We start from the raw sequence: 14,605 nt of genomic DNA, 5'->3' as shown, positions 1-14,605 counted from the left end.
TTTTTAGGTTCTCTGAACCCCCTCAAATAAATTTAAAATCTCAGGGATATAGGTATTGCTCTCAAAAGGACGTTGACCAATGTCTTTGACTTCTACCAGCTCCGTAACAGGTGTCCATAATTGATCAAATTGTCCTAACGCCATATTGAGAACAGTTTGGCTAACAAATTGATCGCGTTCCTTTTGTTCCTGACTGGCATTGGGAGCTTCTTGCCCAACGATTCCATACATTTCTGTTCCATGGACAGCTAGAGCCCCTTGAGCTGGACCAATATTTAATTGGTAAGCACGGCCTCCTGCCTTGGCATGGTTTAACAGACTACGTGTTGCTGGCAAAGTAAAACTGAAGCTCGTATAAATGAGAGCGCGCAATTCATCAAACGGCATACCTTCCTGATAGTGGAACTGAACAATCTTTTCCGCCTGCAAGCGTGGAACATGGAAGTACTCAACCAATTCATCGACCAAAGCGTCTAGGCCACCAATGGAAAGGTCTTTTCCACCATAAAGCACATACCAACCAACTTCGTAGGTGGTTGAACTAATCAAAATGTCAATATCACTGCGCTCACCTGAAGCGATCACTTCATAAGGATTCCTAGCGAAGACGCCATTTGGTAAATCCCAATCTGCCACCATACCAATATTGCGATTATCCAAAGCATGTAGCCGAATGGGATCCTTATCAAGACAGCTCATGGTTGCATTAAGCAAGGTTTCTGCATCAACACTCAATAACTCTTCTGGGTTATCTAGCTGCAATTTTTTCAGTGTCCTATCCGCTAATTCTTCCGCAAACCATCTTGGAACATAACGAGATGGGAAACCAGAAAAAGCGACAATCCGATGGAAAAGTCCCTGGGTTCCTTTGACACCTAGTAAAGCGAGAGAATTGTAAGCACCCGCACTATGCCCAGTTAAGGTGACTTGCTTGGGATCTCCACCAAATTGTGCAATATTTTCTTGGATCCATTGAAGGGCCACGACAATATCTTGCAAGCCTAAATTCGTTGCATCTTTCAAAGCTCCACCGTATTGGGAAAGGGAAAGCCAACCAAGAGCTCCTAAACGATAGTTGATGGCTACTCCAATGACTTTACCGCTGGAAACCAAACCAGATAAATCAGAGGTATCTTGGGTATTGGAACCAATGGTCCAGCCACCACCATGAGTGTAGACCACAACTGGTAGGGGTTCTGTCACCCTTTCCGGTGCCCAGATACTCAAATTCAGACAGTCTTCACTAAGCCCTTTATCTGTGGTAAGCCAGTTCACGCTAACCGTTTGCATGGCTGCTGGACCACTTTGATCATAAGCCTGTGAAGCATCATAAGGGAGAAGAGTTGGCTTTTTGAAACGCTCCGCACGCGCATAAGGCACTCCTAACCACTCTCTGACATTTGGAAATTTTTTATTTTGTTTAGACATTCTTTTTCCTTTCTACTTATAAAACAACCACATGTTTACCGATAAATTGATGGGATTCTAAATTGATATGGGCTTGTCCAACTTCCTCCAAACCGTGATAAACCTGAGCAATTGGCACTTTGATGGCTTGGTTCTCTACTTTTTGAAGAATGTCATTAAAGACGTGACTTGGTAAATCATGTACGCCTCCACCATAACTGGTCAAATAGGTACCTGATGGAATGACATAAGGAGAGAAATCTTGTAAGGTCCATTGGCCTCCTAATGCTCCTGTAAAGCAAGCATAACCTCCTTTGCGTAAAAAACTCATATCTTGGAAGAGGGTGGTGAAACCAACTAATTCCAGAACCTTATCGACTCCATTTGGCGCAATCTTTGCGATTTCATCAGATAAGGTTTCATTATCCAAAACAGGATAATCCGCTCCAAACTCACTCAACAAGGACAATTTATCCGCTTTCCGGCTGGTTGCAATAGCAGTTGCCCCCATTTCCTTGGCTAGACTAGCAGCCATCAAGCCAACAGTTGATGAACCTCCACGAATCAATAAGACATCACCTTCTTGGAGTTGCAAACCTTTGTTCAAGGAACCGTAGGCAGTTTGTAGCATTTCAGGCAAAGCCCCCACAAGATCCCAAGACAGGTCTGTATCTATGCCAATCAAGTTTTCTTCCTTGACCAGCATATACTCTGCATAAGAACCATCAATGGCACGGCCTAAGCCTTGCATCATGGTAGCGACCTTTTGCCCCACCTTTAGAGAGCTAGTAGGAGCTACTTCTTCAATGACTCCTACTCCTTCAATCCCTAAAATACGAGGGAAAGAAAATTCACTATCGGATTCTCCTTTGCGACTGGTCACTTCCGATTCATTAACGCCAAAGGCTTTGACACGAATCAAGGCATAACCTTCCTTGACCTGCGGTTTCTCAACTTCTACTGGTTTCATGTCATCCGGTTCACATTTTCCGGTTAATTTAATAGCTTTCATGATTTTTCCTCAACTTTCTTATTTTTATTAGTAACATAACACCTTATTTCGTTATCTGCTTTGCCAAGACTTCATAAACCTGTTGGGTTAACAAGCAATCATTAAGCGCGCGGTGCTTGTCTCGTTTGGCAAAACCATAATAATCAATCAAATCATCCAAACGATTTCGGCTTAAATCAAGATATTTCCGAGATAAACGCAAGGTGTCCACAAAATCATTGGTCAGATACTCCTTGCGATAATGGAGAAAATTGTCATACAAAAAATTTACATCAAAATGCACATTGTGTCCAACAATCACATCCTGACCGAGAAAATCTTTGAACTGTGCCAAGACCTCCTCTATCTCAGGTGCCCTATCAAGCATAGCATCGGTAATACCAGTCAGTTGCTTAATAAAATAGGTCAATTTTTGATGTGGATTAATGAGCATGGAAAATTCTGCGACCGGCTGATGCTGTCGAACCTGGATAGCTGAAATTTCAATGATTTTTGCCGCAGCTCCAGACATGCCCGTTGTCTCAATATCCACTACTGTATAATCAGCTAGACCAAGCAATAAACTCTGTCCCTTATGCGGTCGTTTCAGTTGCTTTACCAAGGTGATTCTCCCTACTTCTTTTTTCTAGGTCAAACTGAACTTACTTCCCAAGCACCAACCGCCGACTATAAACAGCTTGACCAGAATGCATGATAGTGTCATCAATGCTGGACACCAAACGGACGCCTCGGGTTACTGCAGGTGTCCAAGAGCGATCGATAATATCCTCTAAATCTGCTTCCTTGACACTTGCCAAATAAGTCTTGGCTCGCTCAACACTTTCTACTAAATAGTCCACTAGAACTTGCTTATCTTCCACAACAACTTTCTTAGCTTCTTCTGGAGTGTAATGCCAATCCTCTGTATTATCTGGCAAATCAAGGTTAAAGCGTTCCTTATAGCCTTTGGATTCATAAAGTTCTGGTAAACCAGCTAAAGGAGAAATCTGGTAATCCAACATACGACTACTATGCCAAATCAGCCAAGTCACCGACTTGATTAAATCGTTTGGCATGGCATTGGCTTCCTGAACAGTCATTATTTCCAATGTTTCCAAAAAACGCTCTTGTGCACGATCTAAGGTATCGATTGCTAGTTCAATTGTTTTCATGTTTTTCCTCTTTTCTATATAATAAGACAAGATAACCTACACAAGTTCCTATCGCACATTTCCCTCTTCTTATTCTACAATTTGATACTGCAAAACACCTTCTTTTGAACTCCCATTTTTAATCAACTGGGGATCCGTATTAATTTGCCAAAGTTTATCGGACAAAGTCAGTTGGTGTTCAATCGCATAGCCTTTCAACAGCTCCAGTCCCTTAGTGATACCTTCAAGTGTATTCTCCACTTTAACAGAAAGGTAATGCCCCGCTTTGCGTTCCAGTTTGGTCACAAAACCTTTGACTTGATACGAACTAGTCTCTTTGATAAAGCGGAAAGGAGCATCCATATAAGCTTCTGGAGTCTCGGACGATAGATAGGTCATAAAACCACTCCTTCCCGTTGCCATGGCAGATAAGTCTCCCAACTCATGAACAAAATCAGCATAAAGAATGGCAAGTTCCTCAGGAGTACAGTCCACCTCACGGTCCGTACACCAGAATTCTTCAGATTTTTGAATAAGCTTTTCTACGGAATATAAAGGCAGCGTTTCAAACGGATCATAGTTTTGTGTTTTTCGTTCCTCTAACAAATTATCCAATACCTGCAACTGTTTGATTTCCTGTTGCAATTTAAGTTGATAATCTGCCAAGTATACATTCAAGATGTCTTTATCTTTTTCAGACAAAACCTTTTTGATTTCTTCAATCGAAAGACCGAGTTGACGCAAACCGTTGATAAAATCAAACTCATAGAGCTGATCATAGTCATAATAACGATAGCCATTCTCCTTATCAATAAAGGCCGGCTTAAATAAACCCTCTCGGTCATAAAAAATAAGAGTCCTTCGAGTGGTTCCAGCTAGCTTGGCAAAATTGGTAATCTTAAGCATCCATTCTCCTTTCAACTATATGTTAAACCATACCCTTACGTTATAGTCAAGTGGTGAGTTAATTGAAAATGATACTAAAAATTTCCGTTTTGATTCTATCCATGGAAACTGGCGACTGTTATGCAGTATCTTCATCAGGCTGTTCATGATTTGAAAAATTTCAACTTAAGAAAACTCACTTTTTCAAACAACATCATCACCAAGTTTTTGTCCTCATCAAACCGATTGGTAGAAAACAAGATTATTTGCCATTGACAAGCAGAAATGAATATCTCTTCTATTTTTACACCTATAAACAAATCACTTGTCAAACTCCCAGTTGCTTTTTATAATTGAAGCAATAGTACTTTAAAAAGCTTCTTTTATATCATGACTAAAAAACTTTTTTGGAATTTATAAAGAAACAATTAAAGGAATTATTAAAAGAAGTGTAACCGCCCAATAATCAGGTATCTAGGCAGAAAGTGCTATTCTGTTTTGTTTATTTGGCTTTGCCTTGTCACAGTTTCCAAAAGACGAAGCGCATTTAAGTACCTTTTCCAATTTAATCATGTTTGCTTTGCTTTTACCCAGCAGTATTTTCTGGTCCTTGGATCATGCTCCCCGATTCGTTCAGGCAATCTCATGGATCAACTCCTTTGAATGGCTCCAAAAAGGTTACCGAGCTATTTTCAGTCATGAAATTTCAGCTTATATGCTCGCCTTTGGTCTACTGGTCATATCTATCCTGTTAACAGCATGGCTTGCACAGAAGACATTTCGGTTAAAAGAAAGGTAAGGGGCATGACCATGACTGATTAGCAGAAAAAATTAGAGGCGATAGACGGCAAGGGATGGGGCGCATATAAGCAAATCAGTGGGATTTACGCCTATCATGAATTTACCTTCTGCATTGAGCTGGGGCAAATTGATCCCTATGCTCAGCCCTCAACCGTTGGCTGAGCGTACGAGTCTTAGTGGCTATTTGCTGACTGTCATTTTTTAGATCCAAAAAAGCGCCATTCACTCTTTTCAATGGCGCTTTTTTCGTTTTATAGTTTTTTAAAATACCTTGCAACCGGCCAAGGTTCAAAGCCAAAAGCTTCGTAAGTTTGGCGGGCGGGTAAGTGTCCCGGATCTCCGCCAGTTTCCACCATAACCATCTTCATGCCAGCTTGAGTGATTTTCTGACAAGCAGTTTCCAGCAACCTTGTAGCAATGCCCCTACCTTGGTGTTTTGGTGAAACGGCCACAACATAGATTTCCCCCATCCTATCTTCTGGGTGTATGCGATAAGCAAGCCAGCCTGCTAGTTCGTCATCTGAAAAGGCCAGCAGAGTCTGACTGCTTGCTTCATCCAAGACCTGCGACAAATCTGCTGTTTGACGGGATTCCCACCCTTGAGGATAAAAATTATCATAGACAAAAGCCGGTACAGCAGAGCGCATTTGGTAAAAGACCGTTGCCCAGCTTTCAATTGACAGAGATAAGATTGCGTCTTTGTAGCGATGTTGGTAAGGCTTGATGGTAATGGTCATCATATCATCCTCCTCTTTTTTGACGTAAATATGTGCTGGTATTCTATAAAACTTAAGCCGATGAGTTATGAAAAAATGAGACTTTGTCTTCAAACTCAAAAGGCCTACTGGCCTTTTCTATTCTTCCCCCCAGATTTCCTTAGCCAAGTTGAAGACAGCCCAAGCTTTTGGCCAGCCGACATAGAAGGCTAGATGGGTGATGATGGCTGAGATTTCTTCCTGCGTGACACCATTTTTCTTGGCATTTTCCAGGTGATAAAGCAGTGAAGAATCTGTGATGCCCGAACTCATCAGAGCTGTCACTGTAATGATACAGCGGGTTTTCAGGTCGATGGACTCATTGTTCCAGTTTTCGCCAAAGAGAACATCGTCATTAAAATGGGCAAATTCGGGAGCGAATTCTCCCAGCTGGTCACGGCCAGCCGTTTGTTTGATAGTCATCCTAGTCTCCTTCCTGATTGGCATTGAGGTAGTCCTCATCGCTGACTGGTTCATAAAATTCACCGGGTCCGGCCGTAATAGCGATATGGCTGAACCAAGAATCCTTAGTAGCACCATGCCAGTGCCGAACACCCTTATCAGTCACTACGACATCACCGGCTTTTAAGTGACGCGCAGGCTTGCCTTCTTCTTGGTAAAGTCCTTCCCCACCTGTCACTAGTAGGATTTGATAGCCATCCAAGTGGACGTGCCAGTTGTTGCGGCAGCCCGGTTCAAAGGTTACATTTCCAACATTAGTATAACCATCTGGTGCTTGAGCTAACATAGCTAGGTAAGATTGTCCTGTAAAACTAGCACCATAAGGGTTTTCTTCACCAAAGGCAAACAAAGGATTTGTTTTCACGTCTTCATGTTTAACCATGACTCATCACTTCTTTCTCTAAATGTATATTTTTTCGCTATTAGTATAGCTCTGCAAGGAAAAATCTACAAATACCAATAATGACTAATTACTATGCTTAAAAGGCATATCTGTTAAAATTTAATGTCCCTACTCGATCAGAGGCTTGAACACTAGCCTCTATTAACCAGCATATCGGCTGTCAGGGGTTGCAGGCTCTTATCTAAAACAAAAGCGGAACTGCGATCGATATAGTCTTTAAAATGAGGAGTCTCATAATGCGTCTCATAGGCAGCCTCATCTTTATAGACCTCAAAGAAATACCAAGTATCTGGATTGTCGACATCAGTCCCTGCATACATGACAAGGACACCTGCTTCCTTGTCCATACTGGCCCTCATCTCTGGTAGGACGATAGCTGCAAAAGCCTGACTGTCACTCACTGTCACTCTTGCTAGACGCACTGAAAAATCGTTTGGCTCCAAAACTCTCAATGCTGTTGGTTTTTGGAGAAAAATCTCAGGCGTCAGTGTAACTACCTCACGACTGGTGATGGCCTTTTGCGCCAAACTGGCAAAGGCTTTAAAATGCGGCGAATCTACATGTCTCTGATAGGCCTCATCACTGGCATAACGCTCAAGGACAACCTGCTGACTCTTGTCACCGGGGACATGACTGCCATACATGGCCAAGGTTCCTGGCTCCAGCTCCATTGACTGGGTAAAGTTATTATAGCCGATTTGATTAAAGTCAGTCTCATAGGACAAATCAAGTCCCAATCTAAACAATCTAAAAATCTCTGTCATCTTAATCATCCAATCCGTATAATTTCTGGGCATTGCCTATGAAAATCTGCCCCTTCTCCTCATCACTGAGCGCAAGAGTTTCAATCGCTTGAGCAATGACCTCTGTCGCACCCGCCGGCAAAATCCCTAGTGGTGCATCTGTACCAAAGAGGACATGGTCAACACCATAATAGTCTACACAGAGCTCAAGGGCCTTTGGATTGCCCAAAAGAGCGGTATCCACATAAAACTTCTTAAAATCAGCCGCCTGCTCTTCCGGCAGAATCCGCTCAATACGACCGGCAAAGTAGGGAACCATGGCACCACCGTGGTGGACCAAAATTTTCAAATTTGGTATTGCCTGAAAATAACCAGCCTGCACAAGCTCAAGCATGGCTTGGGTCAGCTCATATTCCCAGCTGAAAATAATATTGTTGTCTGGTTTACGGGCATCAAAAACAGGATGAAGCCAGATGGGCACATGGTGCTTAGCCGCAGCTTCAAAGACCGGTTTAAATTCCTCATCAGCCACAGACTTTCCTAGATGACGGGTAAAGAGCTGAATGCCTAGTATCTCAGGATGAGCAGGGACAAATTCTTCCACCACGCGCACGGCCTCTGGGATATTATTCATAGCGACCATAGCAACACCGCCAGCAAAAATATCCTGATTGTCTTGTGCCGTTTTCAAGAGCTCTTTATTAGCCTGTTCCACAAGTTTAGCGGCCTCATTAGCTTCCAAGTAATCCTCTGGGTTGGCATTAACATAGCTGATAATCTGCTTGGTGTTCGCTGGCATGGTCGCACGGCGCTTGTCCATATCGCTCAAGACTGGATTTTGGATAAAGGGCATCTTCTGCACTAACACCTCATCCAGCGTGAGCATTTCTTTATAAAAATCAGGCAAAAGTACATGGGCAAAGGCATCAATTTTCAAAGTCATCCAAGCGCTCCTTCCAGCTGCCATTTTCGTCAAAGATGATTCCGTATTCCTCATAATAGGTGTCTTTATTGAGAATTTCCCCAGACTCGTAGAGTCCTATCTTATGGGTCAGACGATCAATCGAGCGCTGGAGATTCTTTTTCTTGGTCTCAAGGAGAGCTAACTGCTCACGAAGGAGCTCCTCACGCGCCTCGACGGTCTTATCCCCCTGCATGAGCAACTGGCAGTAATCAATTAACACCTCGATAGAAACACCTGAATGACGCAGACAAATGACCATCTCTAACCACTTGTTGAGATCATCTGTAAAATAGCGATTGCCATTCGCCTGACGGGGGATCTCAGGCAGGAGCCCAATGCGCTCGTAATAACGCAGGGTATTGGGTTTAATATCATACATTTGAGACACCTGAGTAATGGTGTAAGTTCCTTCTTTTGGCATATTCGATCACCTTTCAATACAGATATGTAAGTTTGATTCTCTCTTCAGTATACACAATTTTAAAGGCCTTGACTATGATTCTTGTAAACGGCTAGCATAATCAGCTGCCTCTTGAGCCAGCTCCTCATCTGACAGATTGAGTACGCCAGATACGACAAAGGGTTCTTCAAAGACGAGACCTGTATGGTACTGGATGGTCTCTATGGGTTTGAGCAATTCCTGTGTGGTCACATGGAATCGGCCATCAGCTGTGTAGTCATCCGCACCCGCACCTTGAGTGACAGCGAGAAGGACTTTCTTGCCTTGAAGGGCATTACCAGATGAACCGTAAGCCCAGCCATATTCTAGTACCTGGTCCAGCCACTCCTTCATCAAGGATGGCATGGAATACCAGTACATTGGAAACTGCAAGACAATGCGATCTGTAGCTGTAAGCGCAGCCTGTTCTTTTTTGACATCAACCTTACCGTCAGGATAAAGGGCATAGAGATTACGGACCTCAATCCCCGCACCTTGGGCAGCCTTAGCCAAGGCTTTATTAGCCCTAGAAGATGCTAAATTGGGATGGAATAGAAAAATGTTTGTTGTCATCTCAATCTCCTTCGATATCATCTGCTACCAGATTGGCTTTAAATTCTGCTACATCATAAGTCGCAAGATTTGGATAGTAGGCGTCTTTTGCAATCATAGCATCAAGTTCCTGACGGGAATCCGCCTTAGCAATGACAATCCCTGCCATACCACGATCTTTGAGAGGGCCGACAATCTTGAAGTTACCGGCATCAAATTCTGACTTGAACCAAGCTCGGTGCTTAGCCAAAAGCTCTTCTGCTTGATCTTTAGGCACTTGATCTGATTTGATGGTAATAGTGATTAAAAACATAAGAACCTCCTTAAGCTTGACCTTCCCAGCCACCACGTGTATCGACACCTGATTGAGTCGCTAGATTTTCAAGATTAGCCATTTCTCCATTTGTAAGATGCACATGACTAGCCTTAGCAGCATCGTCGACTTGCTCTACCTTTGTCACACCAAGGATTGGTGTTGTGCCGCGTCCAATAGCCCAGGCGGTCGCAATTTGAGCTGGACTGACCTTGTAATGGTCTGCCAAACGTTTCAGCTCAGCCAGTAAATCACTCAAAGCTGGGAACAGTGGATTATAGGTTTTACCACGGTTAGAGTCAGCAGGCATTGGATGTTGGCTATCATACTTACCAGACAAAGCCCCTTGTTCCAAGACCATATAGGAGAAGAATTGGATATGATTTTCTTTACAGTAGTCAAGAAGACCATCATCAATAGAGTTGCGGTAAAGCAGGCTAAAGTGATTTTGGACAGCTGAGATTTGAACACCAGCAGGTTTCAAAATGTCTTGGACACGTTTGACTTGTGCAAGACTGTGGTTAGATACCCCGATACGCTTAACACGGCCTGATTTGACCAAGTCAGCCAAGAATGGTGTCCAGCGTTCAACATCTGCTGAATTGTGAATCCAATAAATATCAATGTAATCAGTACCGAGACGTTTGAGGCTGCCTTCCAGCATATCTTCTACAGGATTGTCCTTCGTGTCATCCTGCATACCAGGGGTAAACTTGTCTGATAGGATCACTTTTGAGCGATCGTATTGACCAGCAAGTTCACCCAAGATACGTTCGGATTCACCATTAGCATAGGCGAAAGCCGTATCAAAGGTGTTGAGCCCTCCATCCATAGCTGTTTTGAAAACATCCTTGAGGTCTGCGGTGTCAAGATTATTTCCAAAGACCACGTTTCCACCGGCAAATCCGCCCGTTCCCCAAGACCATGTTCCAAGTACGATTGGTGCTGTATTTTCTGTCATCTTAATGACCTCCTTTTTGTGATATAAAGCCCTTAAGCAAGGCAAAGCAAAACAGATAAACTGATGAAGACGCTAAGCTAACATATTTAGAAAGGCTTCATCTTTTTGCAAAGCGTTGTAGGCCTATTCAAATAAAATGATATAAGTCCTCAATCATTATTGTTCCAACTTCTATCATTTATAAGGATACTTTATCACTTATAGTTCACTGTAAGTCAAGCCTTTTTTATTATTTTTTTGAAACAGATAAAGAAGCTAGGGACTTTATTAACCAGATCAAAGATAAACACCACCTATTTCTGTAAACAAGTGGCGTTTATTATGCCTTTAGTTGTTCATTTAGGATGCGCTTCTTCCTTATCCATTGATTCACATATTTCTTTACAACTTAGTGAAAGCTTCAGAAATAGGAAGCGTTCCCGGATGAATTTCAATCACTTTTAAGCTCATTGCCGGAGAATCCGCAAGGGTGGCTAAAACGGCACCGACATCAGCGATTGGAATACTGGTAAGTCCTTCATCTCCTAACGAGATTCGACCAGTCCCTTTTTCCTCTAACAGTCGCCCTGGTTGAACAATAGTATAGTCTAAGTCAGTCTGGTGAACCAAGTAATTATCCGCAAAATACTTGGCGATATAGTAATCTTTTAAACGGTCGCCCCATTTCTCTGGGGTCAGACTATAGAGCGCACTGAGCATGATGAAGCGCTTCAGACCTGCAGTTTCAGCCGCCTGCATGAGTTTAACCGCACCGTAAGCGTCGGTCTGCAAAAGATCCCTGCCCCGTGATCCTGCTGCAAAAATTACAGCATCACAACCCTTGACCAGTTCCACCAGAGATTCGACAGGGGCATGCAAATCCATAGTGACCGGCGTTACGCCATCCATAAGGGCAATCCTTCCAGACTGTCTGGCTCCTGCTATAACCTTATGCCCCTTTGCTACCAAAGCTTTAAGAGCTTCTGTAGCGACACGCCCAGTCGCTCCAGCTAAAAATACTTTCATTTTCTTTCTTCTCCTTTATTGTCCTTTTATGACCGCATACCCATCTCGTCAATTTTTTTATTGGGCTTTATTAAGCTAAGCTCAACAACATCAAGCAAGGGGTATAGGCTTTAGCCTTCAGTAATGAGTTTTTAATGTGATCTCATTACAAAGCATCTATGACTTTGGCTACAATATTTTCAGCAGTTAAACCGTTACTTTCCAGCAATTCTGCCCTATCATAGCGGTCATGAAAAGCTTTATCAATACCGTAATTTTGTACTTGCACAGCTGCTTTACCTAGGTAACTAGCCACTGTTTGACCGTAGCCACCTTCAAGAATACCATCTTCCAGCGTCACAAATACTTGGTGGTCGTTGACAAGATTATCAAGTAGTTCTGTATCTAAGCCTGTGATATAGCGAGGGTTTACCACTATAGCGGTAATGCCGTGATCTTTTTTCAAGATTTTCGCTGCCTCTTCTGCTAGATGGTAGAAATTGCCCAATCCAAACAAAGCAACTTGGGAGCCTTTTTGAGTGACTTTATTCTTGTTTAATTGACTGTAATCAGTGGTGTCTTTACCGCCTGTCTCAACCAGTGGACCGACAGGTACACGAATGGCTACGGGATGCTGGTTCTGATCAATGGCCCAATCTAACATGGCCTGATGTTCTTCCTTATTGGTTGGAGCAAGGTAGACCATATTGGGGATATGGGAAAGAAACGGAATATCAAAGAAACCAAGGTGACTTTCATCATTCATGGCATCAGCTGATGCCATATAGACCAAAATAGTTGTAGCTTGATTATTCAGCGCGATATCATGGGACAATTGGTCATAAGCCCGTTGCATAAAGGTAGAGGCTACAGCCCAGATCGGTTTAGCACCGTTCTTTGCAAGACCTGCTGTCATTGTCGCTGCTTCTTCTTCAGCGATCCCAACATCTACAAATTGTTTACCAGCCTGCTTGCGCTGTTCCTGATCGAAAATAAACATCGGTGTACCAGCATTAACAACGACAACCCGTGTATCTTTAGCAATCTTATCCAAGACTAAGTCAGTCGTCACACTGCTGTAGGTTTCACCCGATTGGCTACCGCCAAGATAGGCCCCCGTTTCAGGATCGTACGGTCCCCCAGCGTGATAGGCCTCGCGATTTTCTTCCATAAATGAGACACCATGCCCTTTTTGAGTATGGATATGGAGAAGAACAGGGTGATCACTATCTTTGACTTCCTTAAAAAGAGCAATCAGATCCTCTAAGTTGTTCCCATCATCCAAGTAACAATAATCAAATCCAAGCGCCTTAAACAAGTTATCACTTGCAGCGCCTTTACTTTCACGAAGATTTCTCAAAGCAGTATAGAGTCCGCCAGTTGGATTGACTGCTATAGACTGGTCATTATCGTTAAGGATTACAATAGTGTTTGTACCTTCCGTTGCAATTTGATTAAGCCCTTCATAAGCTAGGCCACCTGACATGGAACCATCACCAATCACGGCGATAACATTACTGTCTTCACCTTTTAAATCACGCGCTTTGGCAACTCCGGATGCTAGGGCCAGAGATGTTGACGTATGGCCTACAGTAAAAAGATCGTGCTCACTTTCCTTAGGATTGGTGTAACCAGAGACATCATCGTAGTGCTCAGGATCTAAAAATGCCTGAGCTCGTCCAGTGAGCATCTTGTGAACGTAGGACTGATGAGAGACATCAAAGATTATCTTGTCTTTTGGTGAGTCAAAGACATAGTGGAGGGCCACTGTCATTTCAACAACGCCAAAATTAGGACCGTTATGCCCACCGTGCTGGCTCGTTTTTTCTAACAAAGCCTGGCGTGCTTCGTCAACAAGGGTCTGTAAATCTTCGTGTGATAATTTTTTAATATCTTTGGGCGAGTTGATCTGTTCTAAAATCATATTGTTTCCTTTCTGCTTACTTCAGTCATTGTAAATGGATTACTTTCGCGATTACGATTTAGCCATTCCAGCCAAATAATCCTTGTCCAGTATCCATCTGACGAATGGTTGCCATATCATCGTGAGACAATTCAAAATCAAAAATAGCAAAGTTTTCAACCATGCGATCTGCATTGGCTGATTTGGGAATAGCCACGATACCCTCTTGCATCAAGAAGCGCAAAATGACCTGAGCTGCGGTTTTTCCATAGGCTTGCCCGATCCTTGTTAGCGTAGGATCTGTAAAAATGCCCTGTTTTCCCTCGCCAAATGGTGCCCAAGATTCAAATTGAATCCCTACTTCCTGACAATAGTGACGTGTATCAACTTGCTGCTGGAGGACATGCATTTCATTTTGCAAAACTGCTGGGGTCACGTCAGAATGCTGGCGGATTTCTTCGATCAGGTCCGGCTGGAAATTTGACAAACCAATAGAGCGAATTTTACCAGTATGATAGGCTTCGGTTAAGGCGTCCCAAGTGCCTAGATAGTCAGAAACCACCCAGTGAATCAGCATCAGATCAATATAATCCGTTTGCAAATTTTTTAAGGCTTTTTCAATCTGTTTTTTGGTTGCTCTATATCCCGACGTTCCTAATTTTGTCGTGATGAAAAACTCTTCTCTAGGAAGACCGGAAGCCTTGATGGCCTTACCCACCCCAGCTTCATTGCGGTAATACTGGGCCGTATCAATATGGCGGTAACCTGTTTTGATAGCCTGAGAGACTACTCTTTCAGTATCAGCCGCCGGCACTTGGTAGACCCCAAAACCGAGCTGAGGCATCCTCTCCCCTGTGTTTAGTGTGACATATTGCATATTATCCTACCACT

Annotated in this window: 18 protein-coding genes and 1 pseudogene; 2 read left to right on the top strand and 17 right to left on the bottom strand. The window is 43.1% G+C overall.

Annotated elements, in window-relative coordinates:
* Positions 1-3: 3 nt before the first annotated feature.
* The 5 genes from STRCR_RS07080 to STRCR_RS07060 form a co-directional block, all read right to left on the bottom strand.
* Positions 4-1,428 (bottom strand): carboxylesterase family protein, encoded by a 1,425-nt coding sequence (locus STRCR_RS07080; protein WP_004225718.1) that lies wholly within the window; start codon positions 1,426-1,428, stop codon positions 4-6.
* A 16-nt stretch (positions 1,429-1,444) separates the two neighbouring features.
* A complete protein-coding gene (locus STRCR_RS07075; RefSeq protein WP_004227081.1) occupies positions 1,445-2,419 on the bottom strand; it encodes a zinc-binding dehydrogenase in 975 nt (324 codons plus the stop codon).
* A 43-nt stretch (positions 2,420-2,462) separates the two neighbouring features.
* A complete protein-coding gene (locus STRCR_RS07070; protein ID WP_004226405.1) occupies positions 2,463-3,020 on the bottom strand; it encodes a 3'-5' exonuclease in 558 nt (185 codons plus the stop codon).
* A 40-nt stretch (positions 3,021-3,060) separates the two neighbouring features.
* Complete coding sequence (locus tag STRCR_RS07065) at positions 3,061-3,570, bottom strand: DinB family protein (RefSeq protein WP_004228926.1); 510 nt, start codon at positions 3,568-3,570, stop codon at positions 3,061-3,063.
* Between the two features lie 69 nt (positions 3,571-3,639).
* Positions 3,640-4,455 (bottom strand): MerR family transcriptional regulator, encoded by an 816-nt coding sequence (locus STRCR_RS07060; RefSeq protein ID WP_004229947.1) that lies wholly within the window; start codon positions 4,453-4,455, stop codon positions 3,640-3,642.
* A gap of 469 nt (positions 4,456-4,924) precedes the next feature.
* On the opposite strand from STRCR_RS07060, the gene STRCR_RS11745 reads away from it, so the two are divergent.
* Positions 4,925-5,233: an ABC transporter permease gene (locus STRCR_RS11745; RefSeq protein WP_338062896.1), complete on the top strand. Its 309-nt coding sequence runs from the start codon at positions 4,925-4,927 to the stop codon at positions 5,231-5,233.
* 38 nt (positions 5,234-5,271) lie between these two features.
* Positions 5,272-5,397: pseudogene (locus STRCR_RS12425) on the top strand (ABC-ATPase domain-containing protein); the annotation flags it as partial.
* An 89-nt stretch (positions 5,398-5,486) separates the two neighbouring features.
* Here STRCR_RS12425 and STRCR_RS07055 read toward each other — a convergent pair.
* From STRCR_RS07055 to STRCR_RS07000, 12 genes are all read right to left on the bottom strand, one after another.
* Entirely contained in the window at positions 5,487-5,975 is a 489-nt protein-coding gene (locus STRCR_RS07055; protein ID WP_004225781.1) for a GNAT family N-acetyltransferase, read from the bottom strand.
* Positions 5,976-6,089: 114 nt separating this feature from the next.
* Entirely contained in the window at positions 6,090-6,413 is a 324-nt protein-coding gene (locus STRCR_RS07050; RefSeq protein WP_004227130.1) for a carboxymuconolactone decarboxylase family protein, read from the bottom strand.
* Between the two features lies 1 nt (position 6,414).
* The gene (locus STRCR_RS07045; protein WP_004229244.1) at positions 6,415-6,834 is read right to left on the bottom strand and encodes a cupin domain-containing protein; all 420 of its coding nucleotides are present in this window, start codon (positions 6,832-6,834) and stop codon (positions 6,415-6,417) included.
* Between the two features lie 152 nt (positions 6,835-6,986).
* Complete coding sequence (locus STRCR_RS07040; RefSeq protein ID WP_040804955.1) at positions 6,987-7,619, bottom strand: putative quinol monooxygenase; 633 nt, start codon at positions 7,617-7,619, stop codon at positions 6,987-6,989.
* A 1-nt stretch (position 7,620) separates the two neighbouring features.
* A complete protein-coding gene (locus STRCR_RS07035) occupies positions 7,621-8,541 on the bottom strand; it encodes an amidohydrolase family protein (RefSeq protein ID WP_004227278.1) in 921 nt (306 codons plus the stop codon).
* Entirely contained in the window at positions 8,525-8,983 is a 459-nt protein-coding gene (locus STRCR_RS07030) for a MerR family transcriptional regulator (RefSeq protein WP_004227800.1), read from the bottom strand. The genes STRCR_RS07035 and STRCR_RS07030 overlap by 17 nt, the downstream gene beginning before the upstream one ends.
* A gap of 72 nt (positions 8,984-9,055) precedes the next feature.
* Entirely contained in the window at positions 9,056-9,574 is a 519-nt protein-coding gene (locus STRCR_RS07025; RefSeq protein ID WP_004229785.1) for an NAD(P)H-dependent oxidoreductase, read from the bottom strand.
* Position 9,575: 1 nt separating this feature from the next.
* Positions 9,576-9,866 carry a YciI family protein gene (locus STRCR_RS07020; RefSeq protein WP_004226190.1) on the bottom strand — a complete coding sequence of 97 codons (291 nt, stop codon included), beginning with the start codon at positions 9,864-9,866 and terminating at the stop codon, positions 9,576-9,578.
* A 10-nt stretch (positions 9,867-9,876) separates the two neighbouring features.
* Positions 9,877-10,827: an aldo/keto reductase gene (locus STRCR_RS07015; RefSeq protein WP_004229630.1), complete on the bottom strand. Its 951-nt coding sequence runs from the start codon at positions 10,825-10,827 to the stop codon at positions 9,877-9,879.
* 381 nt (positions 10,828-11,208) lie between these two features.
* Entirely contained in the window at positions 11,209-11,832 is a 624-nt protein-coding gene (locus STRCR_RS07010; protein WP_004228552.1) for an SDR family oxidoreductase, read from the bottom strand.
* A gap of 145 nt (positions 11,833-11,977) precedes the next feature.
* Entirely contained in the window at positions 11,978-13,732 is a 1,755-nt protein-coding gene (locus STRCR_RS07005) for a 1-deoxy-D-xylulose-5-phosphate synthase (protein WP_172459639.1), read from the bottom strand.
* Between the two features lie 61 nt (positions 13,733-13,793).
* The gene (locus STRCR_RS07000; protein WP_004226207.1) at positions 13,794-14,591 is read right to left on the bottom strand and encodes an aldo/keto reductase; all 798 of its coding nucleotides are present in this window, start codon (positions 14,589-14,591) and stop codon (positions 13,794-13,796) included.
* Positions 14,592-14,605 lie beyond the last annotated feature (14 nt).

The organism is Streptococcus criceti HS-6 (assembly GCF_000187975.2).
GTDB classification, from domain to species: domain Bacteria; phylum Bacillota; class Bacilli; order Lactobacillales; family Streptococcaceae; genus Streptococcus; species Streptococcus criceti.
The sequence above is the reverse complement of the archived record's forward strand: the minus strand, read 5'-3'. Positions and strand labels throughout refer to the sequence as shown.

Excerpts from the sequence above, each read along its gene's own strand:
- STRCR_RS07080 (WP_004225718.1), bottom strand. The coding sequence starts at position 1,428 with ATGTCTAAACAAAATAAAAAATTTCCAAATGTCAGAGAGTGGTTAGGA.
- STRCR_RS07075 (WP_004227081.1), bottom strand. The coding sequence starts at position 2,419 with ATGAAAGCTATTAAATTAACCGGAAAATGTGAACCGGATGACATGAAA.
- STRCR_RS07065 (WP_004228926.1), bottom strand. The coding sequence starts at position 3,570 with ATGAAAACAATTGAACTAGCAATCGATACCTTAGATCGTGCACAAGAG.
- STRCR_RS07060 (WP_004229947.1), bottom strand. The coding sequence starts at position 4,455 with ATGCTTAAGATTACCAATTTTGCCAAGCTAGCTGGAACCACTCGAAGG.
- STRCR_RS07055 (WP_004225781.1), bottom strand. The coding sequence starts at position 5,975 with ATGATGACCATTACCATCAAGCCTTACCAACATCGCTACAAAGACGCA.
- STRCR_RS07050 (WP_004227130.1), bottom strand. The coding sequence starts at position 6,413 with ATGACTATCAAACAAACGGCTGGCCGTGACCAGCTGGGAGAATTCGCT.
- STRCR_RS07045 (WP_004229244.1), bottom strand. The coding sequence starts at position 6,834 with ATGGTTAAACATGAAGACGTGAAAACAAATCCTTTGTTTGCCTTTGGT.
- STRCR_RS07040 (WP_040804955.1), bottom strand. The coding sequence starts at position 7,619 with ATGACAGAGATTTTTAGATTGTTTAGATTGGGACTTGATTTGTCCTAT.
- STRCR_RS07035 (WP_004227278.1), bottom strand. The coding sequence starts at position 8,541 with ATGACTTTGAAAATTGATGCCTTTGCCCATGTACTTTTGCCTGATTTT.
- STRCR_RS07030 (WP_004227800.1), bottom strand. The coding sequence starts at position 8,983 with ATGCCAAAAGAAGGAACTTACACCATTACTCAGGTGTCTCAAATGTAT.
- STRCR_RS07025 (WP_004229785.1), bottom strand. The coding sequence starts at position 9,574 with ATGACAACAAACATTTTTCTATTCCATCCCAATTTAGCATCTTCTAGG.
- STRCR_RS07020 (WP_004226190.1), bottom strand. The coding sequence starts at position 9,866 with ATGTTTTTAATCACTATTACCATCAAATCAGATCAAGTGCCTAAAGAT.
- STRCR_RS07015 (WP_004229630.1), bottom strand. The coding sequence starts at position 10,827 with ATGACAGAAAATACAGCACCAATCGTACTTGGAACATGGTCTTGGGGA.
- STRCR_RS07010 (WP_004228552.1), bottom strand. The coding sequence starts at position 11,832 with ATGAAAGTATTTTTAGCTGGAGCGACTGGGCGTGTCGCTACAGAAGCT.
- STRCR_RS07000 (WP_004226207.1), bottom strand. The coding sequence starts at position 14,591 with ATGCAATATGTCACACTAAACACAGGGGAGAGGATGCCTCAGCTCGGT.